The following is a 26996-nucleotide window of genomic DNA, read 5'->3' on the forward strand; positions in this document are numbered from 1 at the left end:
GCCGGCTCGATCGACGCCGGCTCCGGCCGGTCGTCACCCTCGGTCGAGGCCGTCCCCGGTGAGCTGCGCCGACCCGTGGGCACGGCTGGCGCGTCCGACGCGCGCCGGCGCCCCTGCGGGACGGCCGGAGCCCACGCCAGGCTCGCCCGGACGCCCGCGATCGGGGTGCCAGCGCACGGGCGGCTGGGGTGTGTCGCCGTCTCAGCCGACGCGGTAGGCGCCGGACAGCCGCACCGCGCCGGCGTGCACGCCCTTCGTCCCCGTGACCAGGTCGCCGTCGCCCGCGACGTCCCGCGCCGGGTCGAGCTCCCGCACCGCGCCGAGCACCCACGCGGGCAGCCCGAGCTCACCGGCGTGGGCCAGCACGCCGTCCACCGCGTCCGCGGCGACGATCGCGACCATGCCGACGCCGAGGTTGAGCGTGTTCTCGAGGTCGCCCCAGGGGACGTTCCCGAGCCCCTGCACGAGCGAGAAGACCGGCGGCAGCGTCCAGCCGGAGCGGTCGACGTCCGCGACGGCGCCCGCCGGCAGCACGCGCGCGACGTTGGCCGCGAGGCCTCCCCCGGTCACGTGGCTGAACGCGTGCACGCCACCGGCGGCCCGCTCGACGAGCGCGAGGCAGTCGGACGCGTACACGCGCGTCGGGGTGAGCAGCTCCTCGCCGAGCGTGCGGCCCAGCTCGGGCACGTGCCGCTCGAGGCCCCACCCAGCGACCTCGACGACCTTCCGGACGAGCGAGTAGCCGTTGGAGTGCAGCCCGGAGGAGCCGAGCGCGACGAGCACGTCCCCTGTCCGCACGCGCTCGGGGCCCAGCAGCTCGTCGGCCTCGACCAGGCCCGTGGCGGCACCGGCGACGTCGTAGTCGTCGGGCCCCAGCAGGCCGGGGTGCTCGGCGGTCTCGCCGCCGACGAGCGCCGTCCCCGCGACCTCGCACGCCGCCGCGATGCCGCGCACGATCCCGGCGATCCGCTCGGGCACGACCCGGCCGCACGCGATGTAGTCGGTCATGAAGAGCGGCGTCGCACCGACCACGACGATGTCGTCGACGACCATGCCGACGAGGTCGAAGCCGATGGTGTCGTGGATGTCGAGCGCCTGCGCGATCGCGACCTTGGTGCCGACCCCGTCGGTCGACGTCGCGAGCAGCGGGCGCCGGAAGCGCGGCAGCGCCGACGCGTCGTAGAGACCGGCGAACCCGCCGACGCCGCCGAGGACCTGGGGGCCGTGCGTCGCGCGCACGGCGTCCTTCATGAGCTCGACGGCCTTGTCGCCGGCGTGCGTGTCGACCCCGGCGTCGGCGTAGGTGACGGCGGGCGCGCCGGCGCCGGGGACCGGGGCGCTCACGGGTGGTCCAGCGCGGTCGCGCCGCCGGCGCCGTGCAGGAGCGTCGCGAGGCCGTCCTCGGGGGCGCCCAGCGGAAGCTCGTTCTGCTCGAGCAGGTGCTTGCCGAGGCGGTCCGACGGCGGGAGCTCGATCGGGTACTTGCCGCTGAAGCACGCGGTGCAGAGCTGGGTCGCGGGCTGCTCGGTCGCGGCGATCATGCCCTCGGCCGAGATGTAGCCGAGCGAGTCGGCGCCGAGCGAGGCCCCGATCTCCTCGACCGCGAGCCCGTTCGCGATGAGCTCGGCGCGCGAGGCGAAGTCGATCCCGTAGAAGCAGGGCCACTTGACCGGCGGCGAGCTGATGCGGATGTGCACCTCCGCGGCGCCGGCCTCGCGCAGCATCCGCACGAGCGCGCGCTGGGTGTTGCCGCGCACGATCGAGTCGTCGACCACGACCAGGCGCTGCCCGCGGATGACGTCCTTGAGCGGGTTGAGCTTGAGCCGGATGCCGAGCTGGCGCAGCGTCTGCGACGGCTGGATGAACGTGCGGCCGACGTAAGCGTTCTTCGTCAGGCCCTGGCCGAACCGGATGCCGGACTCGGCGGCGTACCCGACGGCCGCGGGGGTGCCGGACTCCGGGACGGGGATCACGAGGTCGGCCTCGACCGGGTGCTCCTGCGCGAGCCTGCGGCCCATCGCGACGCGCGCCGCGTGCACCGAGCGGCCCGCGATCGACGTGTCGGGGCGCGCGAGGTAGACGTACTCGAACGCGCAGCCCGCGCGGTCGACCTGCGCGAAGCGGGTGCTGCGCAGCCCGTCGGCGTCGATCGCGACGAGCTCGCCCGGCTCGATCTCCCGGACGAACGACGCGCCGACGATGTCGAGCGCCGGGGTCTCGCTCGCGACGACCCAGCCGCGCTCGAGCCGCCCGAGCACGAGCGGGCGCACGCCCTGCGGGTCGCGCGCGGCGTACAGCGTGTGCTCGTCCATGAAGACCAGGCAGAAGGCGCCCTTGAGGCGCGGGAGCACCTCGAGCGCCGTCGCCTCGAGCGTGTGGTCGGGGTCGCCCGCGAGCAGCGCGGTGATGAGCGCCGTGTCGGTCGTGTTGCCGCGCGCGAGCTCCCCGCGACGCTGCGAGCCGTAGCGCTCGGCGACGAGGTCGACGAGCTCGGCGGAGTTCGTGAGGTTGCCGTTGTGGCCGAGCGCGACGGTCCCGCCCGCGGTGGCCCCGAGCGTCGGCTGCGCGTTCTCCCACGTGCTGCCGCCCGTGGTCGAGTACCGCGTGTGCCCGACGGCGATGTGCCCCTGCAGCGCGTTCAGCGCGGTCTCGTCGAAGACCTGCGAGACGAGGCCCATGTCCTTGTAGACGAGCAGCTGCTCGCCGTTGGACGTGGCGATGCCCGCCGACTCCTGGCCGCGGTGCTGCAGCGCGTAGAGCCCGAAGTAGGCGAGCTTGGCGACCTCTTCACCCGGAGCCCAGATCCCCATGACGCCGCACGCGTCCTGGGGTCCCTTCTCGTGGGGTAGGAGGTCGTGGTTCAGAAGTCCGTCTCCGCGAAGGGCCACGTCACCATGGTCGCACAACGGGCCCCGACGGCAGCACGGACGACCGCACCGCGGTCAGCGCCCCCGCATGCTCCGGCGGTCGGCGACGATCGCGGCGATCCCCGCGACGAGCGCCCCGAGCAGCGCCCCGGCCAGCGCGACGAGGAGCCGCGCGGACCCCTGGCCGTCGAGGAACGAGATGAACCCGGTGCCGCCGTCCCCCCGGGCCGCGGAGCCCGTGACCAGCGCCACCGTGAACCCGAGCACCGCGCCCAGGAGCACGCCCGCGGTGACGAACGCCCGGAACTTCGGCGCCCGGCGCACCGTCGCGGGCTCGGCGACGCGGGCGAGCTCCGCCTCGTCCGGGATCGGGGTGGACGCGGGCGCGGCGTCGGCGGCGACCGGAGCTCCGGCGTCGGCGGGCGTCGTCCCTGCGTCGGCGGGCGTCGTCGGGGCGGCGGGCGTCGTCCCCGCGTCGGCGTCGCCGGGCGTCGCCGGGACGGCGTCGGGGCTGCTCTGGGGCGACTCGTGCGACTCGTCGGGCATCGGACCAGCGTAGGGCGGGACGGACGCCCGACCCGCACTCAACGGGCGCGCGCGGCGTGCAGGGGCAGGTACCCCGAGAGGTCGGCGCGCTCGCCCGACGCCCGGACGCGACCGGCGGCGAGCGCGTCGTGCCACGTCAGCTCCCCGGTCGCGAGCGCGAGCCAGGTCGTGGGATCCGTCTCGACGACGTTCGGCGGGGTGCCGCGCGTGTGCCGCGGGCCGTCGAGCGCCTGCACGGCGCCGTCGGGCGGCACCCGCACCTCGACCGCGTGCCCGGGCGCGACGTCGGCGAGCTCCTCGAGCGTGAAGCGCACCGCGGTCCGGCGGGCGGGGACGGGGGCGGCCGACGGGTCCGCGCGCCAGACGGCGAGCGCGGCGCGGCCGTCGGCGGGCTCGGTGCGGCGACGGGGAGGCACGTCCCGATCTTGCCGGACGCGCGCGCGGCGGCGCACACCGCCCGGGCAGCACGACGCCGGCCGGGCAGCCCCGAGAGGGGTCCACCCGGCCGGCGTCGGTCGGTCACACGGCGCGATGCGCCGGGGTCACCACTTCGCGTTGCGCGCGAGCTCCAGGGCCTGCGACTGGAACCACTGGCCGGCCGCGGGGCCACCGTTGCAGGCGCCGTCGCTCTCGCCGGGCAGCTTGACCCAGAGCGTCGCGTCGAGCCCGCCGCTGTTGACCAGCGCCGGCTTCTCGCCGAGCGCGCGACCGCTCGGGTTGCACCACTCGGACCCGTTCGGGCCGTTGCCGTTGCGCGAGGTGTCGATGACGAACGTCTTGCCGCCCGTGAGCTGCGAGATCTGCTGGCCGTAGGCCCGCGACTCGGCGGTCGTCCGGTAGTTCGACGTGTTCAGCGCGAAGCCGACCGCGTGGTCCCAGCCGATCTGGTTGAGGCGCTGCGCGGCGACCGACGGCGAGAGCCAGGCCGAGTGACCGGCGTCGATGTAGACCCGACCGCCCGCCTGCGTGAGCTTCTGCGCGGCGTACTTGAGGTAGCCGACGCGGTCGCCCTGGCCGTCGCAGTCGCCGAGCTGGGCGAGGGCGTCGGGCTCGAGCACGATCCACGGCTTGCCGACGATGCCGGCAGCGACCTGGTCGATCCAGCCGGCGTACTCGCTCGTCGCGACGCCGCCGCTCGAGTGGTTGCCGCAGTCGCGGCCCGGGATCGCGTAGATCACGAGCAGCGCCGTCTGGCCCTTCGCCGCGGCGGCCTGCGTGACGGTGCGGACCTCCTGCTGCGAGGTCGTGCCGCTGTTCCAGTTGCCGATCCAGGAGCCCGCGGCGTTCGTCGAGATCTTCTCGAGCAGGCGGCGGGTGTCCCCGCTGGCCGCGGCCGCGGCGGTGGCCGCCTGGGTGTTGGGGTTCACCCAGAACGTCCCGCTCGGCGCCGGCGTGCTCGTCGGGGTGACGGTCGGCGTCGGGGTCGGCGTCGTCGTCGCCGTGGGGGTGGGCGTCGGCGTCGGGTTCGAGGTCTGCGTGGGCGTCGGCGTGCTCACCGGGGAGCCCGTGCAGGCGACGCCGTTGAGCCGGAACGCGGTCGGGGTGGTGTTGACGCCGCTCCACGAGCCGTTGAAGCCGAAGCTCGCGGTGGCGCCCGTGCCGAGGTTGCCGTTCCAGGACATGTTCTTCACGGTGACGGCGGAACCGCTCTGGCTCGGGACCCCGTTCCACAGCTGCTGGATCGACTGGCCGGAGGGGAACGTCCAGTCGACGCTCCACGAGCTCACCGGGTCGCCGAGGTTGGTCAGGGTGACGTTGGCGCCGAAGCCGCCGCCCCACTGGTTCGTCACCGCGTAGTCGACCTTGCAGCCGGCGGCGGCCTGGGCGGACGTCGCGGTGACCGCGCCGATCCCCGTCACCGCCAGCAGGCTCGCGGACAGCAACGCCGCTGCCTTCGTGCGCTGAGACATGCTTCTCCCATCGTCAGGGTGCGTGTGCCCGCGGGACGTCGATGTCGGTGTCGGGAGCCGCGCGGGGTCGCTTCGTCAGGAGACGAGACAAGCCCAGCGAAGCCCTTCGACGCCAGACGGCAAGCGCATTCCACGGTTCACGAATCGTTTTGGCAAAGTGCGTCTGCACCGGTGCAGGACCGACGGCAGCGCGCCGGACGCCCCCGCGGCGCCCGGCAGTGCCGGGCGCCGCGGGTGACCACGGTCGGACGGGTCGGACCGGCGGCCCGTCCCGTCCGGTCGGACGGGTCGGACCGGCGGACCGTCCGGGGGGTGCGAGGTCAGGCGGTCGGGAAGACGTCCGCCGTGCGGGTGCGCTCGCGCAGGAACACGCCGCCCTCCTTGAGCACGCCGGCGCCCGACTGCGAGCCGCCGCTGCACGCGCCCGGCTTGAGCAGACCGCTCGACTCGCCCTTGTCGGACCAGTTCCACGCGACCCAGCTGATCTTCTTGCTGTCCAGCAGGTCGAGCCACGCCGCCGTGCTCGCGAGGTCGTTCGGTCCGTCGCCCGACGCGCTCGGCGTCCCGAACTCGGTCACGAACATCGGGATCCGGCCGGCCGCGCGCGAGAGGACGTCCCGGTAGCTCTGCTGGTGGGAGCCCGCGTAGAAGTGGAACGTGTACATGATGTTCGTCGCGTTGACCGGGTTGTTCACGACCTCGGACTCGTTCGAGCCCTCGGACACGCCCAGCGACGACCACGCACGCGTCCCGACGAGGATCACGGCGTCCGGGTCAGCCGCGCGGATCACCGGGATGACCTGCTCGGCGTACGACTTGATGCCGGCCCAGCTCACGCCGTTCGGCTCGTTCGCGATCTCGTAGATCACGTTCGGGTTCGCGGCGTTGCGCTTGGCGACCGACGCGAAGAACGTCTTGGCCCGGTCGAGGTTGTAGTTCGGGTCACCCGGGTTGAGCAGGTGGAAGTCGATGATCGCGTACATGCCGCGCTCGGAGATCTCGTCGACGTAGGTGTTCACGCGGTCCGTGAAGAGCGACGGGTTGGTCTCGTAACCCTGCTCCTGGACGTACATCGCGACACGCGCGACGTCGGCCTTCCAGTCGGTCGCGAGCGCGTCCCACGTGGCGTCGGTGTAGCACGACGCGAACCACTGGATCCCGTGCGTGCTGACGCCGCGCAGCTGGATCGGCTGGTTGAAGCGGTTGCACAGATTGACGCCGCACACGTGGAGCTGGCCGTTGACCTGGGCGGGCGAGCCGACCGGGCCCGTGCCCCCGCCGGTGGGCGGCGGCGTCGTGGTGGCCGTGGGCGTCGCGGTGGGCCGCGGGGTCGACGTCGCGGTCGGCGTCGCCGTCGGGCGCGGGGTCACGGTCGCCGTGGGGGTCGGCGTCGGCGTCGTCGTGGTGCCTCCGGTGCACGTGGTGCCGTTGAGGCGGAACGTCGTCGGGACGGGGTTGCTGCCGCTCCACGAGCCGTTGAAGCCGAAGCTCGCGCTGGCTCCCCTGGCGAGCGAGCCGTTCCACGTGCTGTTGCGGACCGTCACGACCGCGCCGGACTGCGACGCGACGCCGTTCCACAGCTGACCGACCTGCTGACCGCCGGCGAACGTCCACTGGACGTCCCAGGAGCTCACGGGGTCGCCGAGGTTCGTGACCTTGACGTCGGCTCCGAAGCCGCCGCCCCACTGGTTGGTGACCTTGTACTCGACCGAGCAGCCGACGGCCGCCTGGGCGGTGGTCGCGGTGATCGCGCCGATCCCTGTGACTGCCAGGACCGTCGCGGACAGCCACGCGGCTGCCTTCCTGCGCTGGAACATGCATCTCCTCGTCGTGAGCACGTGCGTGCGGACGCCCGTCCACCGGCCCGGCCCGGCGGCACGAGGGGTGCACGCGGTCCGGGCCCGCGCGGGCGTCGCGCGAGCGGGTTCTCCAGGGTGCCTTCCGAGGGTGCGTGAGTGCACGCGTTCGGGCATGAGAAACGTTTCATCACCGGACCGGCAGGTCCGGGTTCCGTGCGCCCCGGCGCCGGACGAGGCGGTGCGCGACGAGCCCGCCGCGGGTGCGGCCGACCGGGGACGCGCGGGTGTCGCCAGGTCCGCGGCGCCGCGCGGGTCACCTCGGCGGCGCGCCGCGGGTCGCCTCAGCGCCGGGGTGCGGTCGCCCTCTGGTGGCGGTGGTGCTCGGCCGTGGCGCGCTTGTGCTGGGCCTTGGCCTCGGCGGCCAGGCGGGCGTCCGCCCGGCGTGCCTGGAACGCCGCCTCGCGGGCCAGCCGCTGCCAGCTCGCGAACCGCCGCAGCGGCAGGTCGCCCGAGTCGAGCGCGTCGCGCACCGCGCAGCCCGGCTCGCTCCCGTGGGCGCAGTCGCGGAACCGGCAGCGCGCCGCGAGCTCCTCGACGTCGGGGAAGGTCGTGCTCAGCGCGCCGGCGTCCGCGACCAGGCCGACCCCGCGCACACCCGGGGTGTCGATGAGCATCGCCCCGCCGCCGAGCGCGACGAGCTCGCGGTGCACCGTCGTGTGCCGTCCCCGCCCGTCCGCGCGGCGCTCCCCCGTCGCCATGACCTCGCGCCCGGCGAGCGCGTTCACGAGCGTCGACTTCCCGGCGCCCGAGGGGCCCACCACGACGATCGTCGTGCCCGGCGTCAGCAGCGCACGCAGCGGCTCGAGCCCGGTGTCGCCGGTCGCGCTCACGACGTGCACGTCGACCCCGATCGCGACGTCCGCGACCTCGGCGGCGATCGCCTCGGCGTCCGGCGCGAGGTCCGCCTTCGTGAGGACCACGACGGGCTGGGCGCCCGAGCGCCACGCGAGGGTGAGCAGCCGCTCGACGCGCCCGAGGTCCGGCTCGGGGTCCAGGTGCTCGGCGACGAGCACCACGTCGACGTTCGCCGCGAGCGCCTGCGTCAGGGAGGTGCGGTCGGCGGAGTCGCGCACGAGCGCGGTGCGTCGGGGCACCAGGCGGGCGACGCGGACGGGCGCACCGGGCCGCTCGTCGAGCTCCAGCACGTCCCCGACCGTCGGGGCGAGGCGCGTGCCGTCGTCGGCCGGGACGAGGCCGTCGCGGTCGAGCTCGACGCGCTGCGGGACGACGGCGACGCGGGCGAGCCGAGCGGTGGTGGCGCCCGGGGACGCGTCGGTGTCGGCCTCGACGGTCGGGACGGCGTCGGCGCCTTCTCGCGCGCCGGTCACCTGCCGGCGCCCCGGCGCACCGGCCACCTCACGGGAGCCGCCGTCGCGCACGGCCGGGCCGTCCCCCGGCGCCGGCTCGACCGTGCCCGCGGCGTCCGTGGGCAGCACGAGGAGGGCGTGCCGGTCGACACGCACCACCCGGACCACCGGGACGTCCTGCTGCTCGCTCATGCGGGCGACGCTAGGACCGGCCCGGCGCGCCGGGCCACGCTTTTACGCGGCGGTCACGCGCAGGTCCGCAGCGGCCTCCCTCGTCGGCGGCCGCCGCGCACCTGCGCGCCGGTCACGCGAAGTAGCGCGGCAGCGTCCCCTCGTGCGCGGCGCGGGCCTCGCCGAGCGGCAGCGTGAACAGCCCGGCGACCTCGACCGACGGGGTGTGCTCGTGCTCCGTGGCCGCGTCGGAGCCACCCGTCGCGACACCCGCACCCGGGGCGCACGCGTCGTCGGTCACGCCGAGGCGCAGCACCGGGACGCCGCGCGCGGTGCACAGGTCCGTGAACCGGACCTCCTCGCTGCGCGGGACGGCCACGATCGCCCGGGCGGTCGACTCGGAGAACAGGGCCTCGAACGGCGTCACGCCGTCGCGCCGGCACAGGGGCTCGAGGTCGACCTGCACCCCCACGCCGTACCGCAGGCTCGACTCGACGAGCGCCTGCGCGAGGCCGCCCTCGGACAGGTCGTGCGCGGCGTCGACGAGGTCGTCGCGGCTCGCCCGGATGAGCACCTCCGCGAGCCGGCGCTCGGCGTCCAGGTCGACCTGCGGGGGCAGGCCGCCGAGGTGGGCGTTCGCGACGTCGTCCCACGCGGAGCCGTCGAGCTCGCCGCGCGTCGTGCCGAGCAGGTAGACGCCCTGACCGGGCTGCGTCCACCCCGACGCGGTCGCGCTCGCGACGTCGTCGAGGACGCCGAGCACGCCCACGACGGGGGTCGGGTGGATCGCCGAGTCGATGTGCCCGGGCTCGCCGGTCCCGTTGTAGAGCGAGACGTTGCCGCCGGTCACGGGCACGCCGAGCGCCTGGCACGCGTCCGCGAGGCCGCGGATGGCCTCGACGAGCTGCCACATCGAGTCGGGGTGCTCGGGGCTGCCGAAGTTGAGGCAGTCGGTCACCGCGAGCGGGCGTGCGCCGGTCGTCGCGACGTTCCGGTACGCCTCCGCGAGCGCGAGCTGCGCACCCGTGTAGGGGTCGAGCTTCGCGTAGCGGCCGTTCGCGTCGGTCGCGAGCGCGACCCCGAGGCCGGTCGTCTCGTCGACCCGGACCACGCCGCCGTCGTCGGGCTGGGCGAGCGCGGTGTTGCCCTGCACGAAGCGGTCGTACTGGTCGGTGACCCACGACTTCGACGCGAGGTTCGGGGACGCGAGGAGCTGCAGCACGGTCGCGCGGAGCTCGTCGGGCGTGCTGGGGCGGGCCACGCGCTCGGCACCCTCCGGGCCCGAGACGGTGTCGGCGTTGAGGGCGTCCTGCCACGCCGGGCGCGCGTACGGGCGGTCGTAGACCGGGCCCTCGTGCGCGACCGTCTTCGGGTCGACGTCGACGATGCGCTGCCCGTGGTGGTCGATCGTCAGCCGGCCCGTGCCGGTGACCTCGCCGATCACCGCGGTCTCGACGTCCCACCTCGACGTGATCGCGAGGAACGCGTCGAGCTTCTCCGGCGTGACGACCGCCATCATGCGCTCCTGCGACTCCGACATGAGGATCTCGCCGGCCGTCAGCGACGGGTCGCGCAGCAGCACGTTCTCGAGGTCGACGTGCATGCCGCCGTCGCCGTTGCTCGCGAGCTCGCTCGTCGCGCACGAGATGCCGGCCGCGCCGAGGTCCTGGATGCCCTCGACGACGCGCGCCGCGTACAGCTCGAGGCAGCACTCGATGAGCACCTTCTCCATGAACGGGTCGCCGACCTGCACCGACGGGCGCTTGGAGGGCTTCGCGTCGTCGAACGTCTCGCTCGCGAGGATGGACGCGCCGCCGATGCCGTCGCCGCCCGTGCGGGCCCCGAACAGGACGACCTTGTTGCCGACCCCCGACGCGTTCGCGAGGTGGATGTCCTCGTGGCGCAGCACGCCCAGGCACAGGGCGTTGACCAGCGGGTTGCCTTGGTAGGACGGGTCGAACACGAGCTCGCCGCCGATGTTCGGCAGGCCGAGCGAGTTGCCGTAGCCGCCGACGCCGGAGACGACGCCGTGCACGACGCGCGCCGTGTCCGGGTGGTCGACCGCGCCGAACCGGAGCTGGTCCATGACCGCGACGGGCCGCGCGCCCATCGAGATGATGTCGCGGACGATGCCGCCGACGCCCGTCGCCGCACCCTGGTACGGCTCGACGTAGCTCGGGTGGTTGTGCGACTCGACCTTGAACGTGACCGCCCAGCCGTCGCCGATGTCGACGACGCCCGCGTTCTCGCCGATCCCGACGAGCAGGTGCTTCGTCATCTCGTCGGTCGTCTTCTCGCCGAACTGGCGCAGGTGGTTCTTGCTCGACTTGTACGAGCAGTGCTCGGACCACATCACGGAGTACATCGCGAGCTCCGCGGCCGTGGGGCGGCGCCCGAGGATGTCGCGGATCCGCTGGTACTCGTCGGGCTTGAGGCCGAGCTCGGCGAACGGCTGCTCCTGGTCCGGGGTCGCGGCCGCGTGGTCCACGGTGTCGGACTGGTGCTGGACGTGCTGGGGCGCGGTGGTCATCGATTCCCTCGGCTGGTGGCCCGGGCCGGGCGTGAGCCCGCGGGCGTCCGTCGGCAGACGTGGTCCAGGCTACCGGCGGCGGGTGAGCCCACGTGCGGGGTGTCCGCGGGGGGGGCGGCTGCACGACGAGCCGGCGCCCGGAATGTTTCACCCTGTCCGTTCTGCGCACTCCTCGCTAGCGTCCCGACCAGCGGGTGGCGACGGCGCCCCCGCGCACCGGATCCGGGGGGACCTCCATGGCACACACCTTGCTGGCTGCTGCATTCGTCGTCACGACGGCCGTCACCGGCTACGCCGCGCCGACGCCCGCACCGACCTCGCCGCCCGGGCCCGTCGCGGTCACGACGTGCGGGCAGACCGTGACGTCGGACGCGTACCTCGCGCGCGACCTCACCTGCCCGACCGACACCGCAGTCGTCCTCGCCGGGGACGGGGTGGACCTCGACCTGCGCGGGCACGTGCTGCGCGGGACGCGCGAGAGCAACGGGGTCGTGCTGCCGGGCTGGGAGAACCACACGATCAGCAACGGCACGATCCGCGGCTTCGGGGCCGGCGTCTCCACCACGGAGGTGGACGTCACGGTCACCGAGCCGCGGGTGCGGCTGCAGGACGTCGTGCTGCGCGAGAACGGCTTCGGGCTGGACGCGTCCTTCACGAGCCGGGTCGTGGTGACCGGCGGACGGGTGGTCGACAACGACCACGGTGTCTCGGGCGGCTTCCGGGGGTACGTCGAGGTGACCGGCGGGACGCTGTTCCGCGGGAACGGCCTGGCGATCAGCCAGTGGGTCGACGTCGAGGGGGCGACGTTCACGGGGAACGACCTCGTGGGCGAGTGCTCCGACGGGTACCTGCGCATCAGCGGGTCGCGGGTCACCCGCAACCGCCAGGTGTTCGGCAGCACCTTCGCGTGCGCGCCGGTCCTGGAGAGCTCGTACGTCGCGCACAACGACCTCGTGCTCCCCGTCGAGCACTACCCGTCGGGAACCGCTCTGCTGACCGACAACGAGTTCGTGCGCAACGGGGTCGTGATCGACGCGTTCGGACCCGTCGAGGCGGTCGGCAACACGTTCGTCCGCAACGACGTCGCGGTGCGCTCCCCCGAGGTCGGGGTGCCCGAGGAGAACCCCGACTGGGTCTGGGCCCACGTGACGCTCACCGACAACGTCTTCCTGCGCAACGGCGACGCGATCGACGTGCTGAGCCCGGGCGTCCTCACCGGCAACCGCGTCGAGCGCAGCACCGGCTGGGGCATCCACGCCCCGGACGTGACCGACGGCGGCGGCAACACCGCGTCCCGCAACGGCCGCGAGCCGCAGTGCACCGGGGTGGTCTGCGGCTGAGGGGCCGCCCCGCCCGGATGCCGCCGGGCCCGCCGCAGCTCGCGGAGGGCCCGGCGGCGTCCCGGCAGCGTCCCGGACCGGAGCCCGACCGTGGCGCGCGGCACGGCGCCGGTGCGGCAGAGCCCGGGTTACGGTTCGGGCATGCACCGGACGACGCCCCGGCTCGCGGTCGCGGGTCTGGTCCTGACCGCGCTGCTCGCCGCCTGCGGACCCGCTGCGGACGCCGGGCCGTCGCCCTCGTCGACGGGCACCGGGACCGAGCCCGGCCGTGACCCGCAGGTGGTCGAGACGCCGGCTCCGCCCACCGCGGCCGACGTGCGCGGGACCGGCACCCCGGTGACGTCCGGCGGGCTCACGCTCGCGGCGCGCGCCGAGCTGGAGACGGCGACGGTCACGGTCGAGCCGCAGCCCGACGGGTCCGTCGCCGCGACCGTGCCCGTGTGGGCCCGCACGACCCCGCCGGCGCTCGTCGCGACGCTCGCGGCGGCCGAGGGGACGACGTTCGACCCGCAGGTGGACGGCTCGGTCGTGGTGCGGGACGCCGCCGGGGTGTTCGTCGGCGGGCTCGCCCCGGCGACGGCGGTGAGCGAGGACGACGCCCGCCTGCGCGCCGCGTACGAGGTCGCCGCGCCCGACCTGCTCACCGTGACGGTCTCCCCGGGGCTCACGGGCGCCACGTTCGACGCGCCCGGCACGGTGCGCATGTGGTTCGGCACCGTGGTGCTCGAGAGCGCGACGTGGGGCGAGCGCGAGGGCGGGCGCTCGCTCGCCGTCGACCCGACGCCATGGGCCCGCGCCGGAGGGCTCGCCGCGCAGGACGGCACGTGGGCGGCCGTCGTCGCGCAGGAGCCCGAGGCCGACAGCACCGGGATGCGCGACCAGTTCCTGTGCCACGCCGTCGGGGCGCCCGACAAGGACACGTGGAACCTCGAGCCGTGGCGCCCGGACGCCGGCTCCCTCGCGACCCTCGCGGCGCGCTGCAACCCCGAGTGACGGGGCCGGGTGGCGGAGCGTCGCCCTCCGCCACCCGCTCGCCGTCAGCCGCGCGAGTGCTGCGCGCTCTCCGTCACGTCGAGCCCCTCGACGAACCGTGCCGCGAGGTCGCCCGTCCAGTGCAGCTCGGGCGGCAGCTGCACCGAGAGGTAGTCCCCGTCGCCCTCGGGCGCGAAGACCCCGAGGGCGCCGTCCGGCTCGCCGTCCGCGCCGAGCAGCTCGTAGACGAGCACGTCGCGGCCGTCCACCTCGAACGTGCGGGCGTCGATGCCGCTCGGCACGGACTCCTGGCCCACGAGGCTCGCGACGATCCGGCCCTCGAAGCTGTTCGGGTCCGCGCCTGCGTCGTCGCCGTCCGCCAGCACGAGGTTGCCGGCGTCGGACGACAGCACGTGCCAGCCCTCGGGGACCTCGGCGATCGTGAACCCGGCGGGCTGCCCTGCGGTGTACGCGACGAGCTCGGCCGCGGCGGCGGACGGCGCCGTCGACGTGAGCGACGCGCCGACGGCGGCCGTCACGGCGAACGCGCCGACGACACCGGAGCCGACGAGGCGCGTGCGGCGGCGGCGCGCGCGGCGACCCCGGTCCAGGTCGTCGTCCAGGGTCGCGGCCGAGGGGATCGTGTCAGCGGCGCTCGTCGCGCGGGTCATCAGGGTGGTCAGGTCGCTCATCGCAGGCTCCCGGCGGGGTGAGGGGTACGGATCAGGGGGGTGGGAAGGGTGTCGGGCTGGGGGTGGGCGGCCGGTGGAGGGGCCGCACCGTCGTCGGCGCGGAGCACGGGCCCCAGCCGGCGCGCGAGCTTCTCGAGCGCCCGGGCGGTCTGGCTCTTGACCGTGCCCTGCGTGCACCGCAGCGCACGCGCGGTGCACGCGACGCTCAGGTCGTGGAAGTAGCGCAGCACGACCGCGGCGCGCATCCGCTCGGGCAGCTCGCCGAGCGCGGCGAACAGCAGCCGGGCGTCGTCGTCCGCGCCGCCGTCGCCGGTCGCGCGGTCGGGGAGCTCGGAGCGGAGGTCCTCGCGCTGCCGGCGGGTCGACCGCATCTCGTCGGTGAAGGCGTTGACCAGGACGCGGCGGGCGTACGCGGTGCGGTTCTCGACGCCGCGCAGCCGGGGCCACGCGAGGTAGAGCCGGGTCAGCGCGGTCTGCACCACGTCCTCGGCGGTGTGCGGGTCACCGGCCGTCAGCAGCGTCGCGGTGCGGACCAGGAGCGGCCGGTGCTGCGCCGCCCAGGCCCGGAAGTCGTCGTCAGGTGTCATCGGGGGCTCTCCATCCGTTCATGCCCCTCAGACGGACCCGGGACCACGATCGGTTGCATCCTCGCGCGGTCCGGCACTCCCGCGGCGCACCGCTGGCGCGCCGCCGGCCGGCTGCGCCACGCTCGGGGCATGGTGCCCACCGACCGCCTCGCGCTGTTCGTCGTCGCGAGCATCTCGCTCATCCTGGTGCCCGGTCCGTCGGTCGGCTTCGTCGTCGCCACGACGCTGCGGCACGGGCGACGAGCGGGCCTCGCCGCGACCGCGGGCGTCGAGGTCGGGTACCTCGTGCACGTGCTCGGGGCCGTCGTCGGGCTCTCCGCGGTCGTCGTCGCGAGCGCGAGCGCGTTCACCGCGGTGAAGGTGCTCGGCGCGGCGTGGCTCGCGTGGCTCGCGGTGCGGTCGTGGCGCGCGCGCACTCCGGGGACGCTGGGCGACGCCGGTCTGCCGGGCGGCGACCCGGCGGGCACCGCCTCGCCCGGCTCCGCGGCGCGCGAGCGCCGCCCGTCGGCAGGCCTCGGCAGCCGGTTCCGGGCCGGCCTCCTCGTGGGCGCGCTCAACCCCAAGACCGCCGTCTTCTTCCTCGCGTTCCTCCCCCAGTTCGTCGTGCCCGCGGCCGGGCCGGTGTGGTTCCAGCTCCTCGAGCTCGGGCTCGTGTTCATCGCGCTCGCGTGGGTGCTCGACTCGGGGTGGTGCGTCGCGGGCGGCGCCCTGCGGGACCGGTTGCCCGGGCTGCGGCTGCGCGTGCTCGACCGGGTCTCGGCCGGTGTCTACGCGGCGCTGGCCGCCGTGACGCTCACCGCGCGGCGGGCGGCGGCGTGACGGGACTGCCGCGGGTGCCCGACGACGCTCCGGGCGACGTCGAGGAGCCGCTCACCGGCGGCAACGTGAGCGAGGGTCTCGTGCGGGTCGGCGACACGGTGCGCCGTCCCGCCGGGCCGTGGACGCCCGCGGTGCACGCCGTGCTGACCCGCCTCGCGGACGTCGGGTTCCGGCACGCACCCCGGTCGTACGGGCTCGACGCGCAGGGTCGGCACGTCGTCGAGCACGTGCCGGGGGTCATGGCGCACCCGCTGCCCGACGGCGTGACCGCGCCCGGTCTTGCGGACGTGGGACGGCTCGCCCGGGACCTGCACGACGCGCTCGACGGCTGGGTACCGCCGCCCGACGCCCGGTTCCAGCGCGTCATCCCGCCCGACGGCGAGGACCTGGTGATCCACCACGACCTCGCGCCGTGGAACCTCGTGCTCGCCGACGACCGCCTCGTGCTCATCGACTGGGACGGCTGCGGTCCCGGCACGCGCACGTGGGACCTCGCCTACGCCGCGCACGCGTTCGTCCCGCTCGCCCCGGCCGGCGCCGGCGGCCCAGGGCTCGACGCCGCCGGGGCCGGGCTGCGCGCGCTCGCCGACGGCTACGGGCTCGACGAGGCCGGCCGCGAGCGCCTCGCCCGCACGCTCGCCCCGCGGACGTGGAGCATGCACACGCTGCTCGAGCACGGGCACCGGACCGGGACGCAGCCGTGGGCCCGGCTGTGGGACGAGGGCCACGGGGGCTACTGGCGGCGCGACGCCGAGTGGGTCGAGGAGCACGCGGCGGTGCTCCGCGCGGCGCTCACCGCCTGACGGCCCGACCGGTCGCGGCCGCGCCTCGCGGTGCCGGGGTCAGGCCGCCCGTGCCCGGCGCCGACGCAGGACCGCGGCCGTGACGGCCGCGACCACGCTCGCGCCGACCGCGACCCCGACGAGCACGAGCAGCGCACCGACGAGCCACAGCCCGGTCTCGTCGGTGCTCGCCGTGACCGACCACGCGACGGTGAACGCGAGCGTCGTCACGGCGACGGTCACGGGGCCCCCGAGCCGGACCGTCCCCAGGACCACCGCGACGGCGAGGCTCAGCGCGCAGCCCACCACCTGCCACGCCTCGTACGGCCCGGACGCGACGCCCGTCGCCGGGTCGACCTGGTACGTCGTGTCCCACGCGAGCCACGCGAACCAGCACGCGGCGGCCAGGACCGCGAGCACCGCGACGCGCACCGCTCGTGCCGCACCCGTCGGCCCGGGCGCCGTCCCTGCCGTGCGCCGGTCTCCGCCGCCACCGCCCACCCCGCGTGCGCCTGCCGTGCCCGCGCTCTCGTCCGACGCTGCCATGCGTGCCTCCTGAGCCTCCGGCGGCCGGGCGGCGCCCCCGGACCGCACCTACGCTGAACGGCAGGCCGCACCACGGGCCCGCACCGCAGACCCGAACCGTACGGGAGCCCCGCCATGGACGTGTCGACCCCCGTCTGGATCGCGACGATCGCCTTCATCGTCGCGCTGCTCGCGTTCGACTTCGTCTTCCACGTCCGCAAGGCCCACGTGCCGACGCTCGGCGAGGCCGCGCGGTGGTCGGCGATCTACGTCGGCATCGCGATCGCGTTCGGCCTCGCGGTGTGGGCGTTCGGCGGGCACACGATGGGCGCCGAGTACTTCGCGGGCTACGTCACCGAGAAGGCGCTCTCGGTCGACAACCTGTTCGTCTTCCTCATCATCATGCAGAGCTTCAAGGTGCCCCGGGCCGACCAGCAGAAGGTCCTGCTGTTCGGGATCGTCTTCTCCCTGATCGCCCGGACCGGGTTCATCCTGCTCGGCGCGGCTCTGATCAACCGGTTCGCGGCGGTCTTCTACGTGTTCGGCCTGATCCTGCTGCTCACCGCCGGGAACCTGCTCAAGCCGGAGTCCGAGGACAGCCACGCCGCGGACAACATCATGGTCCGGCTCGCGCGGAAGGTGTTCCACTCGACCGACCACTACGACGGCGACAAGCTGTTCACGATGGTGGACGGCAAGCGCGCGCTCACGCCGATGCTGCTCGTCATGGTCGCGATCGGCGGAACGGACATCCTGTTCGCGCTGGACTCGATCCCGGCGATCTTCGGGCTCACGCAGAACGTGTTCCTGGTGTTCACGGCGACCGCCTTCTCGCTGCTCGGTCTGCGCCAGCTGTACTTCCTCATCGACGGCCTGCTCGACCGGCTCGTCTACCTCTCGTACGGGCTGGCGGCGATCCTCGCGTTCATCGGCGTCAAGCTGATCCTGCACGCGCTGCACGAGAACAACGTGCCGTTCATCAACGAGGGCGAGCCCGTCCCCGTCGTCGAGATCAGCACGCCGCTGTCGCTGAGCGTGATCATCGGGACGCTCGTCGTGACCGTGGTCGCGTCGCTCACGAGCGCGAAGGGCCGCGCGCAGAACTCCGTCGCCGCGGCCCGGCGGCACGCGACCGAGTACCTCGAGACGGAGAACGACCCGGCGTACGAGGAGGAGCTGTTCGCGCGCCTGCTCCGCGAGGAGGAGCAGCTCCGCGCGCTGCCCGAGAAGTACCGGGCCCGCATCCGCTCGGAGCGCGAGCTCATGGAGCTGCTGCAGCGCGCGCACGCGGAGCACGACGACGCCGTCTCGACCGGCTACCTGCCGCCCGCGGGTCGCTGACCGTCAGCTCCAGACGCTCAGCACCACGGACACCAGCACGAGCTTCACGAGCCAGTCCCCGGCGTGCAGCGCCGCGAGCCGCCACGGGACCTTCTCGTGCACCACGGAGCCGCTGAGCAGGACGACCGGGAAGCCGACCCAGAGCACGACCCCCAGCAGCGCGCCCGCCGCCCAGCCGTCGACCTCCCCGAGCGCGACGACCACGGCGACGACGCACGTCACCGCGAGCGTGCGCAGCAGCTCGACCGGCATCATCCAGGCCGGCGGCGGGGTGTCGGCCGCGGCGCTGCTGAGCCGCGCGAGCTGTGACCCGAGGACCGCGTAGTACGCGAACGCGGCGACGAACGCCGCCACCGTCGCCACGAGGACCGGGAGGATCCCGAGGTCGTCCATCACGCGCTCCGCTCGTCGGCTCGTCGTCCGTCACCCCGGCAGACCGGGGTGCGGGCGCGAACTCATCGGGGCGCCGCCACCGCCGCCCGGGCGCTGAGTTCCCGCGGCGACGGCCGTCTACCCCGACGAGCCACCGCAGGGAGCGCACCGCCGGCGCCCAGCGCGCCCGTCTGGAGGAGAGCCCGATGAACGACACCGCGCCGGCGGCGGACGACCCGTCCGCCGCCGAGACCCCGCAGGTCGAGCCGCTCGACCGCGACTTCACGGCGACCGTGGTGACGAGCCCGAGCACCGGGGGCTGGACGTACGTCGTGCTGCCGGGATCCGCCGAGATCTTCGGCACGCGCGGGCTCGTCAAGGTCCGCGGCACGGTGGACGGCCACGTGTTCCGCAGCTCGTTCATGGCGATGGGCGACGGCACCCACAAGCTGCCCGTCACGGCGCGGACGCTGCGCGCGATCGGCAAGGCGGCCGGCGACGAGGTGCGGGTGCACCTGGACGAGCGGCTCCGCTGACCTCAGCTGCCCTGGAGCTCGCCGGGGTCGGGCGTGCGGAACGGCGGGTCGTCGAGCGTGCCGGGGCGGAGCGCGCCCTCGTCCGCCGCCTCCGCGTCCCCGTCCGGCACGCGGTCGGGCTCCTCGCCCTCGACGCCGAAGCCCTCGGCCGGGGGAGGTCCGCCGTGCCCGACGTCGGCGGCGGGGACGCCCGGGTCGGGCTCCCCGTGGGGCAGGAACGGTGCGGCCATCGACATGCCCCCACCCTGCAGCACGGGCGGCTCCGGGGCGCGTCGGGGACGTGGGGTGCGACGAGAGTTCGTCGGCTCGTCACCGGGCCGTCACCGACGGCCGGGCGTCGGTCGGGTGCGGGCGGTCCGCCCTCAGCCCCGGCGCAGCTCGCGCACCGTGCCCGGCCCGTCGCCCGAGACGGCCCCGCTGTCGACGTGCGTGAACCCCTCTGCGGTCAGGCCGTCGAGGAACCGGCCGCTCAGCTTGCGGGGCGCGCGGACGAGCGCGACGTCGCTGCCGTCGGCCTGGTGCTGCTGGCGCGCGGTCAGCACGTCGGCGGCGGGCGTGCCCTCCGCGTACAGCACCGCGACCCGGCGGCTCGTGCTCGGCACGTCGGGCACGAGGTCGATGATCCGCTCGAACCCGATCGAGAACCCGCACGCGGGCACGTCGCGCCCGAGCCACTTGCCGACGACGGAGTCGTAGCGCCCGCCGCCCGCGACCGAGCCGGCCGACGAGGGGTGCGTCATCTCGAAGATGGGTCCGGTGTAGTAGCCCATGCCGCGCACGAGCGAGACGTCGAACGCGACGTCGGCCCACGGGGCGAGCTTGGCGACGGTCCCGACGATCTCCGGCAGGTCGTAGAGGCTGACCTGCACGTCGGTGCCGTCGACCGTGAACGCGCCCTCGCGCAGCGGGGCGTCGTCGAGCCCGGTCTGCGTCCCGAGCGCGGTGACCGAGGCGAGGAGCCGCTCGACGGTCTCGCCCGACGCGAGCCCGCGCCCCTCGATCTCTGCCGCGACGCCGGCGGCCCCGATCTTGTCGAGCTTGTCGAGCGCGATGAGCGTCTCGGCGGACCGCTCGGGCGCGATGCCGACCGCGGCCAGCAGGTCGAGCAGGATGCGCCGGTCGTTGATCCGCAGCGTGATGCCCTCGGCGAGGCCGAGGTCCTCGAACGCCGCGAGCGTCGCGACGACGAGGTCCATCTCGGCGATCGTGCCGGGCTCGCCGATGATGTCGATGTCGCACTGCGTGAACTGGCGGTAGCGGCCCTTCTGCGGACGCTCGGCGCGCCACACCGGACCGGTCTGCAGCGCCCGGAACACGGTCGGCAGCTCGGCGGCGTGCGACGCGTAGAACCGGGTCAGCGGCACGGTGAGGTCGTAGCGCAGCGCGAGGTCGACGGCCTCGGCCGGGTTCACGGGCGTCCCCGCGTCGAGCCCGCGCTTCATGATCTGGAAGAGCATCGACTCGTTCTCGCCGCCCTGGTTCGAGCGCAGCCGCTCGATGGGCTCGACCGCGGGGGTCTCGATCTCGGTGAAGCCGAACCGGCGGTACGTCGAGCGGATGGAGCCGAGGACGCGCTCCCGCTTCTCCTTCTCCGCGGGCAGGACGTCACGCATGCCGCGTGCGGGAACAGCTGCTCTGGCCATGACCGCCAGGGTACCGGCGGCGGCACGGCACCCTCCGCGGCGCCCGTGCGCGGGCCGCCGGGCGAGCGGGCGGGACGACGGCGACCGAGAGTCAGAGGCCCATCTCGAGCTCGGGCTGGGGTCGTCCGAGCAGGTACCCCTGGACCAGCCCGCAGCCGACCTCGCGCAGCGCCGCGAGCTGCTCGATCTCCTCGACGCCCTCCGCGACCACGCCGATCCCGAGGTCGCTCGCGAGCGACAGGACGGCGCGCACCACGGCGAGCGACGCGTCGTCGTCGGGCAGCGCCATGATGAACGTGCGGTCGATCTTGATCTGGTCGACGGGCAGCGCCTGGATCCACGCGAGCGTCGAGTAGCCGGTGCCGAAGTCGTCGAGCGAGATCTTCACGCCCATCTGCCGCAGCTCGCCGAGCCGCTCGACCGCGCCCGGGATGTCGACGAGCGAGCGGCTCTCGACGATCTCGAGGTGGAGCTGGTCGGGGGTGATTGCGTTCGCGGTCAGGGCGCCGCGCACCGCGGGCAGCAGGCGCGGGTCGACGAGGGTCGCCCCCGCGAGGTTCACCGCCACGTGCATCGCGCGCCCGGACTCCTCGCACCAGCTCGCGAGCGTGCGGCACGCCGCGCCGAGCGCCCACAGGTCGAGGTCGGTGACGAGCCCGGCCTCCTCCGCGAGCGGCAGGAACGCCCCGGGCGCGAGCAGCCCGAGGCGCGGGTGGGCCCAGCGCAGCAGCGCCTCGCCGCCCACGACGTCGCCGGACTCGGTGGGCCCCGACACGTCCACCACGGGCTGGAAGAAGAGCCGGAGCTGGTCGTTCGTGATCGCGCTGGACAGCTCCGCCTCGAGCGACGGGACGACGCCGCGCTTGACGAGCCCCCCGGCGACGGCGACCTGGTTCCGGCCGCGCTGCTTCGCCTGGTACATCGCGGAGTCCGCGGACGCGAGGAGCTTGTCGCCGCGCCCGTCGGGCCCGGTGTGCAGCGAGATGCCGATGCTCGCGGTGATGCGCAGCTCGCGCCCGTCGATCCGGAACGGCTTGTCGAGCGACTCGATGATGTCGATCGCGATCCCGACCGCGTGGTCCTCGCCGGAGACGGTGGGGAGGACGACGGCGAACTCGTCGCCGCTGAGCCGCCCGAGCACGTCCCCGTCGCGCACGCGCTCGCGCAGCCGGGCGCCGACCTGGCGCAGCAGCTCGTCGCCCGCGGCGTGACCGAAGCCGTCGTTGACGTACTTGAACCGGTCGAGGTCGCAGAACAGCACCGCGACGGTCCGGTCCTCCGGGGTCGCGCGCAGGCAGTCGTCGAGCGCCCGCGCGAACAGCACGCGGTTGGGCAGACCGGTGAGCGCGTCGTGCTGCGACTGGTGGTGCACGGTCGCGAGCAGCCGGGCGTTCTCGAGCGCGGTCGCCGCCTGGTCGCTGAGCCCCTCGAGCCGGGTCAGCGCCTCGGCGAGCGTCGCCGTCCCCACCATCGACCGGGGCCAGCTCGCGGTCGCGATGCCCATGAGCGAGTCCCCGGCGAGCAGCGGCACGACGATCGCGGACCGGGCACCGACGCCGTGCAGCAGGGCCGCGACGACGGGGCTCGCGGTGCTGACGTCGAGCACCAGGGGCTCGCGGCGCGTGATGAGGCCGGCGAGCTCGGGCACGTTGTCCATGCGGATCGTGGCGTTCGCGAGCACCTCGGACTCGTGCGGCTCGTGCCCGTGCGACGCGACGGACCGCAGCGACCCGGACGCGGCGTCCCACAGCATGACGCCCGCACCCCGGCACCCGACGATGCCCGGCATGGCCCGGGCGACGACCGTCGCGGCCGCGAGGGTGTCCCGCGCGCCGGCGAGGGAGTGCGCCAGGGCGAGGAGCGCCGTCGCGCGGCTGGCCTCCCGGCGGCTGTCCTCGAGCGCGGTCAGCAGGTCGAGCGCGGCGGCGGCGTGGCGCGCGTACGCCTCGAGCAGGTGGCGGTCCTGGTCGAGCCCGCGCTGCCCGGGCCCGAACACCGCGGCGAGCTTCCCGTGCGCGTGGCGCGTCGAGGCGACGTCGACGACGACCGCCCGCGCCCCGAGGTCGTCCCCACGGCGCATCGCGTCCGCGAGCTCGCGCGCCTCGTCCGCGTCGAGGCCGCTCGAGCGCACGACCGGCTCGTCGCCGTCCCGCCCCTCGACGACCAGGAGGTACGCCGGGGCGAGCAGCGCGCTCGCGGCCCGGTCCGTGATCCGCCCGAGCACCGCACCGACGTCGTCGCTGCTGACCAGGTCGGACGCCGCGAGCTGGAGGTCCTCGAGCTGCGCGCGCAGCGCGCCGAGCTCGACGCTCTCGTCGTGGCGGCGCCGGAGCAGCGCGAACCGCCGGTAGCGGGGCCAGCGGATCGTGTACACGCAGTGCGGGTGCCCGTCCGACTGGCACGTCTCGTGCTCGACGACCGCCGCGGGCAGGTCGAACAGGCGCGGCACGGCGGACATGAGGCCGCGCGCGTAGTCGCAGTCGAGGCGCGAGTGCTCGTAGCCGTCGTGCAGCCGGTAGTGGACCGTCGCGGAGGTCGCGCTGAGGCTGACGATCCGCAACGTCGACGTGGACGTGAACTTCGACACCGCGCGGGGCAGCTGGCGGTACACCTCGCGCGGGCTGCCGAGCGTGCGCAGGAGCAGCACGAGCGCGTGGTCGAGCCCGTTCGCGATGGCCGTGACCCCGACGTCGAACATCGCGCCGGGGTCGCCGAGCACGTCGACCGCGGCCTGGAACAGCCGGATCCGCGTCCGGTAGTCGATCCAGTGCGCCATGTCGTCGACGTGCGCCGCGAGCTCGGGCGCACCCGCGCGCTCGAGGACCGCCTGGACCGCGGCGTCGCCGCCGTGCGCCCGGACGTGCCGGAACAGCAGGGTCGTCGTCCCCCCGGACGTCTCGCGTCCTGACGTCTCGCGCTCTCCGGTGGTCTCCATGGCGTGAGGCCCATCGGTCCCGGCACGCCGAGTTCAAGGGCTCGACGTCCCGGGGTGGGGGTGAAGCGGCGATCTCACCCGCACCGTCGGACCGTCCGCCCAGGACGCACCGCAGCGCGACCGCCCCGGGGTCGGGACCGTCGCGCCGCAGGTCGGTCCGCGAGCGGTGGCGCGTCAGGCCGGCGAGCCCACCGCGGCGACGCCCGAGTCGTCGGTCGAGCCGGGCTGGTCGCCCGCGCCCGGGTCCCCCGTGACCGGGCCGGTCGTCGGCGTCTGGCGGGCGACCGAGCCCGCGGGGAGCTGCTTCTCCGGGACGGGCGCGTCGCCCGACGCGCGCTGGACCCGGTAGTACGCGCGGGACTCGTCCTGCCGCCGGCGCTCGGCGCCCGACGCGATCGCCGCACGCACGTGCTCCGGCCCGTACCCGAACGCGTCGACCAGGTCCTGCGCGTGCGGCCGCAGCCGCGCGAGCAGCCGGTCGATGTACGACGTCACCGTCCGCGCCCGCCCGGCCGACATCCGGCCGTTGATCAGGTACCAGGCGAGGTTGCGCTCGACGAGGCTGAGCCCGAACAGGTCGCGCAGCCACGTGAGCACCTGGCGCGTCCCGGCGTCCTCGGTGCGTGCGAGGGCCGACGTGAACGCCTCCCACTGGATGAGCTCGGCGTGCGCCCGCGCGGTCTCGATGAGCTCGTGCTGGTGGGAGTTGAAAAGCGCCGCGGCGTCCTCGCGGGACGCGCGCGACGCGGGGCGCAGCGCCTGCGCGAGGTCCGCGACCATCGTCTCGACGCGGTCGGTCAGCAGCTCGCGCTGCGTCGCCGTCTCGCGCAGCTGACCCGCGGACCGGCGCGCGTCGCCGGCGTCGGTCAACGTCTGGACCGCCCGCATGAGCGGGGTCCTGTGCAGTGCGGCGTCGGCCGCCCGGCCCGCGACGTACCGCGCGACGGCGCTCGCGTCGACGTCCTTGAACGCCTTGGCGTAGTCCGCGAGCAGGCGCTTCGCGACGAGCTGGAGCAGGACCGTGTTGTCGCCCTCGAACGTCACGTACACGTCCATGTCGGCGCGCAGCGACACGAGCCGGTTCTCGGTGAGGAAGCCCGCACCGCCGCACGCCTCGCGCGCCGTCTGGAGGGCGTCGAGCGCGAGCCACGTCGACTTCGGCTTGAGCGCCGCCGCGAGGGTCTCGAGGTCCTGGCGCGTGTCCTCGGTGTCCGCGCGGCCCGAGAAGACGTCGTCGAACGCGCTCAGCAGGTGCTCGTGCGCGAACGCCGACGCGTACGTCTCCGCGAGCAGCGGCAGAAGCCGGCGCTGGTGCTCCGCGTAGTCGAGCAGCACCATCTCCTCGGTGTCGGACGCCGCGGTGAACTGCCGCCGCTGGTTGCCGTACGTGACCGCGGTGATGAGCGCGAGCTTCGCGACGTTGACCGCCGCACCGTCGAGCGAGACGCGCCCCTGCACGAGCGTGCCGAGCATCGTGAAGAACCGGCGGCCCGGGCTCGCGATCGGCGAGGAGTAGGTGCCGTCGGCCGTGACGTCGCCGTAGCGGTTGAGCAGGTTCGCCCGCGGGACGCGCACGTGCGTGAAGTGCAGGCGCCCGTTGTCGATGCCGTTGAGGCCGCCCTTGAGGCCGTCGTCCTCCCCCCCGACGCCCGGCAGGAACTCGCCGGTCTGCGGGTCGCGGATCGGCACGTACAGCGCGTGCACGCCGCGGTTCACGGCCCGGCCGCCCTCGCCGTCGGGCGTGATGAGCTGCGCGAAGACGACCGCCGCGGTGCCGTGCTGCGCGGCGTTGCCGAGGTAGTCCTTCCACGCCGCACGGAACGGCGTGTGCAGGTCGAACTCCTCGGTCGCCGGGTCGTACGTCGCGGTCGTCCCGATCGAGGCGACGTCCGAGCCGTGCCCCGTCTCGGTCATCGCGAAGGCGCCCGGGACCTCGACCGACATGGCGCCGGGCAGCAGGCGCGCGTGGTGGTCGGCCGTGCCGAGGTGCATGATCGCGGACGCGAACAGGCCCCACTGCACGCCGGCCTTGATCTGCAGCGACGGGTCCGCGACGACGAGCTCCTCGAACCGCGACAGGCTGCCGCCGTGGTCGGAGCGCCCGCCCAGCACCTCGGGGAACGCGCGCAGCACGTCCGCCTCCGCGGCGAGCAGCCGGAGCTGGCCCAGGACCCGCTCGCGGTGCTCGGCCATCGACTGGCCCTCGATGCGGTGGAACCGCGGGTCCGCGGCGACCGCGCGCGCGCCGCGGCGGAGCTCGGCGTAGCGGCCCAGCAGCTGCTCGCCGAGCGCGGCGACGTCCACCGCCGGCGTGGCGGCGTCCGGAGCGGCGGGACCGGCGGGTCGGGCGGGTCGGGCGGCCGGGCGGTCGGTCGTGGCGGTCATCGGGACTCCTCGGTCGGGGTGTGAGGTGCGGGCGCGGGGCCGGCGTCGGGGATGGTGGCGTCGGTCGCGGTGGTGCGGTCGGGGGCGCGGGTGCGCTCGCGGGCGAGGAGGCCGACGGGTCCGGCCCACAGCCACGCGGCGACGGACGCGGTCAGCACCTCGCGGGTCGGGGAGCCGGGTGTCCCGCGGTGCGCGAGCCAGCGCTCGCCCGCGCCGCGCACGAACCCGACGGCCCCCGCGGCCCACGCCTCGGCGAGCGCGAGCTGCTCGGGGTCGGGGCCCGCGTCGTCGTCCGCGAGCGCGTGGGCGAACGGGGCGGCGACGAGCGCGGTCACCGAGTCGAGGAAGTGCCCGAGGGGCCCGCCGGACTCGACCGAGCCGTCGCGCGTCACGAACGCGTAGACGTGCGGGGAGTGCTCGATCATCTCGAGGTAGACGGCGACCATGCCGCGCAGCCCGTCGCGAGGGGTCGGGGCGATCCGCAGCACGGCCTCGAGCGCGCCCTGGATCTGCAGGACGACGGCCTCGGCGACCGCGATCTGCAGCCCGGTCTTGTCGCTGAAGTAGCGGTAGACGATCGACTTGGACGTCCCCGCAGCGGCGGCGATCTCCTCCATCGAGACGTCGGGGCCCTGGTGGTGGACGGTCCTGCGGGCGACGCGCACGAGCTCGGCGCGGCGGGCTTCGCGGTGGTCGGCCCAGCGGGTCGAGCGGCCGTCGGGGGCGGGCTCGCCGCCGAGCACCGGGCGCGTGGACTCGTCGGCGCGACGGTAGCGGTCGGCGTCGGGCGGGGCCTGCGCCGGGCGCGAGGGCTGCTGCCCGGGGCGGACGGTGCGGAGGGGGTTCGCGCCGAGGGGACGCGGCTCGCGCACCGTCG

Annotated in this window: 23 protein-coding genes; 6 read left to right on the forward strand and 17 right to left on the reverse strand. The window is 74.9% G+C overall.

Annotated elements, in window-relative coordinates:
• Positions 1-201: 201 nt before the first annotated feature.
• The 8 genes from purM to purL form a co-directional block, all read right to left on the reverse strand.
• Positions 202-1344: a phosphoribosylformylglycinamidine cyclo-ligase gene (gene purM / locus NXY84_RS19120; RefSeq protein WP_258724613.1), complete on the reverse strand. Its 1143-nt coding sequence runs from the start codon at positions 1342-1344 to the stop codon at positions 202-204.
• Positions 1341-2888 carry an amidophosphoribosyltransferase gene (gene purF, locus NXY84_RS19125; protein WP_183298139.1) on the reverse strand — a complete coding sequence of 516 codons (1548 nt, stop codon included), beginning with the start codon at positions 2886-2888 and terminating at the stop codon, positions 1341-1343. The genes purM and purF overlap by 4 nt, the downstream gene beginning before the upstream one ends.
• A 54-nt stretch (positions 2889-2942) precedes the next feature.
• Positions 2943-3413 carry a histidine kinase gene (locus NXY84_RS19130; protein WP_258724614.1) on the reverse strand — a complete coding sequence of 157 codons (471 nt, stop codon included), beginning with the start codon at positions 3411-3413 and terminating at the stop codon, positions 2943-2945.
• 38 nt (positions 3414-3451) lie between these two features.
• A complete protein-coding gene (locus NXY84_RS19135; protein WP_258724615.1) occupies positions 3452-3829 on the reverse strand; it encodes a sterol carrier family protein in 378 nt (125 codons plus the stop codon).
• Positions 3830-3955: 126 nt separating this feature from the next.
• On the reverse strand, positions 3956-5323 hold the full coding sequence (locus tag NXY84_RS19140; RefSeq protein ID WP_258724617.1) for a glycoside hydrolase family 6 protein: 1368 nt from the start codon (positions 5321-5323) through the stop codon (positions 3956-3958).
• A 320-nt stretch (positions 5324-5643) separates the two neighbouring features.
• Positions 5644-7140: a cellulase family glycosylhydrolase gene (locus tag NXY84_RS19145; RefSeq protein ID WP_258724618.1), complete on the reverse strand. Its 1497-nt coding sequence runs from the start codon at positions 7138-7140 to the stop codon at positions 5644-5646.
• A gap of 323 nt (positions 7141-7463) precedes the next feature.
• Positions 7464-8681: a ribosome small subunit-dependent GTPase A gene (gene rsgA / locus NXY84_RS19150; protein ID WP_258724619.1), complete on the reverse strand. Its 1218-nt coding sequence runs from the start codon at positions 8679-8681 to the stop codon at positions 7464-7466.
• A 112-nt stretch (positions 8682-8793) separates the two neighbouring features.
• On the reverse strand, positions 8794-11190 hold the full coding sequence (gene purL, locus NXY84_RS19155) for a phosphoribosylformylglycinamidine synthase subunit PurL (protein WP_258724620.1): 2397 nt from the start codon (positions 11188-11190) through the stop codon (positions 8794-8796).
• Between the two features lie 236 nt (positions 11191-11426).
• Here purL and NXY84_RS19160 point away from each other — a divergent pair, with 236 nt between their 5' ends.
• Together NXY84_RS19160 and NXY84_RS19165 are read left to right on the forward strand one after the other, a co-directional pair.
• Positions 11427-12530 (forward strand): hypothetical protein, encoded by a 1104-nt coding sequence (locus NXY84_RS19160; RefSeq protein ID WP_258724621.1) that lies wholly within the window; start codon positions 11427-11429, stop codon positions 12528-12530.
• Between the two features lie 141 nt (positions 12531-12671).
• A complete protein-coding gene (locus NXY84_RS19165; protein WP_258724622.1) occupies positions 12672-13523 on the forward strand; it encodes a DUF2599 domain-containing protein in 852 nt (283 codons plus the stop codon).
• Positions 13524-13567: 44 nt separating this feature from the next.
• Here NXY84_RS19165 and NXY84_RS19170 read toward each other — a convergent pair whose 3' ends face one another.
• Positions 13568-14194: a hypothetical protein gene (locus tag NXY84_RS19170; RefSeq protein ID WP_258724623.1), complete on the reverse strand. Its 627-nt coding sequence runs from the start codon at positions 14192-14194 to the stop codon at positions 13568-13570.
• Positions 14191-14781, reverse strand: a complete 591-nt coding sequence (locus NXY84_RS19175; protein WP_258724624.1) for a SigE family RNA polymerase sigma factor — start codon at positions 14779-14781, stop codon at positions 14191-14193. Before NXY84_RS19175 ends, NXY84_RS19170 begins: the two co-directional genes overlap by 4 nt.
• Positions 14782-14910: 129 nt before the next feature.
• Here NXY84_RS19175 and NXY84_RS19180 point away from each other — a divergent pair, with 129 nt between their 5' ends.
• Together NXY84_RS19180 and NXY84_RS19185 are read left to right on the forward strand one after the other, a co-directional pair.
• The gene (locus NXY84_RS19180) at positions 14911-15600 is read left to right on the forward strand and encodes a LysE family translocator (protein ID WP_258724625.1); all 690 of its coding nucleotides are present in this window, start codon (positions 14911-14913) and stop codon (positions 15598-15600) included.
• Positions 15601-15614: 14 nt separating this feature from the next.
• Entirely contained in the window at positions 15615-16403 is a 789-nt protein-coding gene (locus NXY84_RS19185) for a phosphotransferase (RefSeq protein WP_258724626.1), read from the forward strand.
• A 39-nt stretch (positions 16404-16442) separates the two neighbouring features.
• Here NXY84_RS19185 and NXY84_RS19190 read toward each other — a convergent pair whose 3' ends face one another.
• Entirely contained in the window at positions 16443-16928 is a 486-nt protein-coding gene (locus tag NXY84_RS19190) for a hypothetical protein (RefSeq protein WP_258724627.1), read from the reverse strand.
• Between the two features lie 114 nt (positions 16929-17042).
• Here NXY84_RS19190 and NXY84_RS19195 point away from each other — a divergent pair, with 114 nt between their 5' ends.
• Positions 17043-18248 (forward strand): TerC family protein, encoded by a 1206-nt coding sequence (locus NXY84_RS19195; RefSeq protein WP_258724628.1) that lies wholly within the window; start codon positions 17043-17045, stop codon positions 18246-18248.
• Between the two features lie 3 nt (positions 18249-18251).
• On the opposite strand, the gene NXY84_RS19200 is transcribed toward NXY84_RS19195, so the two are convergent.
• A complete protein-coding gene (locus NXY84_RS19200; RefSeq protein WP_258724629.1) occupies positions 18252-18641 on the reverse strand; it encodes a DUF1761 domain-containing protein in 390 nt (129 codons plus the stop codon).
• A 185-nt stretch (positions 18642-18826) separates the two neighbouring features.
• Between NXY84_RS19200 and NXY84_RS19205 the strand changes: the two genes are divergently transcribed.
• On the forward strand, positions 18827-19156 hold the full coding sequence (locus tag NXY84_RS19205; RefSeq protein WP_258724630.1) for a DUF1905 domain-containing protein: 330 nt from the start codon (positions 18827-18829) through the stop codon (positions 19154-19156).
• Positions 19157-19158: 2 nt separating this feature from the next.
• Here NXY84_RS19205 and NXY84_RS19210 read toward each other — a convergent pair whose 3' ends face one another.
• The 5 genes from NXY84_RS19210 to NXY84_RS19230 form a co-directional block, all read right to left on the reverse strand.
• Positions 19159-19392, reverse strand: a complete 234-nt coding sequence (locus tag NXY84_RS19210; protein ID WP_258724631.1) for a hypothetical protein — start codon at positions 19390-19392, stop codon at positions 19159-19161.
• Positions 19393-19518: 126 nt separating this feature from the next.
• Positions 19519-20799, reverse strand: a complete 1281-nt coding sequence (locus NXY84_RS19215) for a histidine--tRNA ligase (protein WP_258724632.1) — start codon at positions 20797-20799, stop codon at positions 19519-19521.
• Positions 20800-20890: 91 nt separating this feature from the next.
• Positions 20891-23734 (reverse strand): EAL domain-containing protein, encoded by a 2844-nt coding sequence (locus tag NXY84_RS19220; protein WP_258724633.1) that lies wholly within the window; start codon positions 23732-23734, stop codon positions 20891-20893.
• 174 nt (positions 23735-23908) lie between these two features.
• Positions 23909-26119 carry an acyl-CoA dehydrogenase gene (locus tag NXY84_RS19225; protein ID WP_258724634.1) on the reverse strand — a complete coding sequence of 737 codons (2211 nt, stop codon included), beginning with the start codon at positions 26117-26119 and terminating at the stop codon, positions 23909-23911.
• Positions 26116-26991 (reverse strand): TetR/AcrR family transcriptional regulator, encoded by an 876-nt coding sequence (locus NXY84_RS19230; RefSeq protein WP_396126310.1) that lies wholly within the window; start codon positions 26989-26991, stop codon positions 26116-26118. Before NXY84_RS19230 ends, NXY84_RS19225 begins: the two co-directional genes overlap by 4 nt.
• Positions 26992-26996: the final 5 nt, after the last annotated feature.

It is taken from the genome of Cellulomonas sp. NS3 (assembly GCF_024757985.1).
Taxonomy (GTDB): Bacteria; Actinomycetota; Actinomycetes; order Actinomycetales; family Cellulomonadaceae; genus Cellulomonas_A.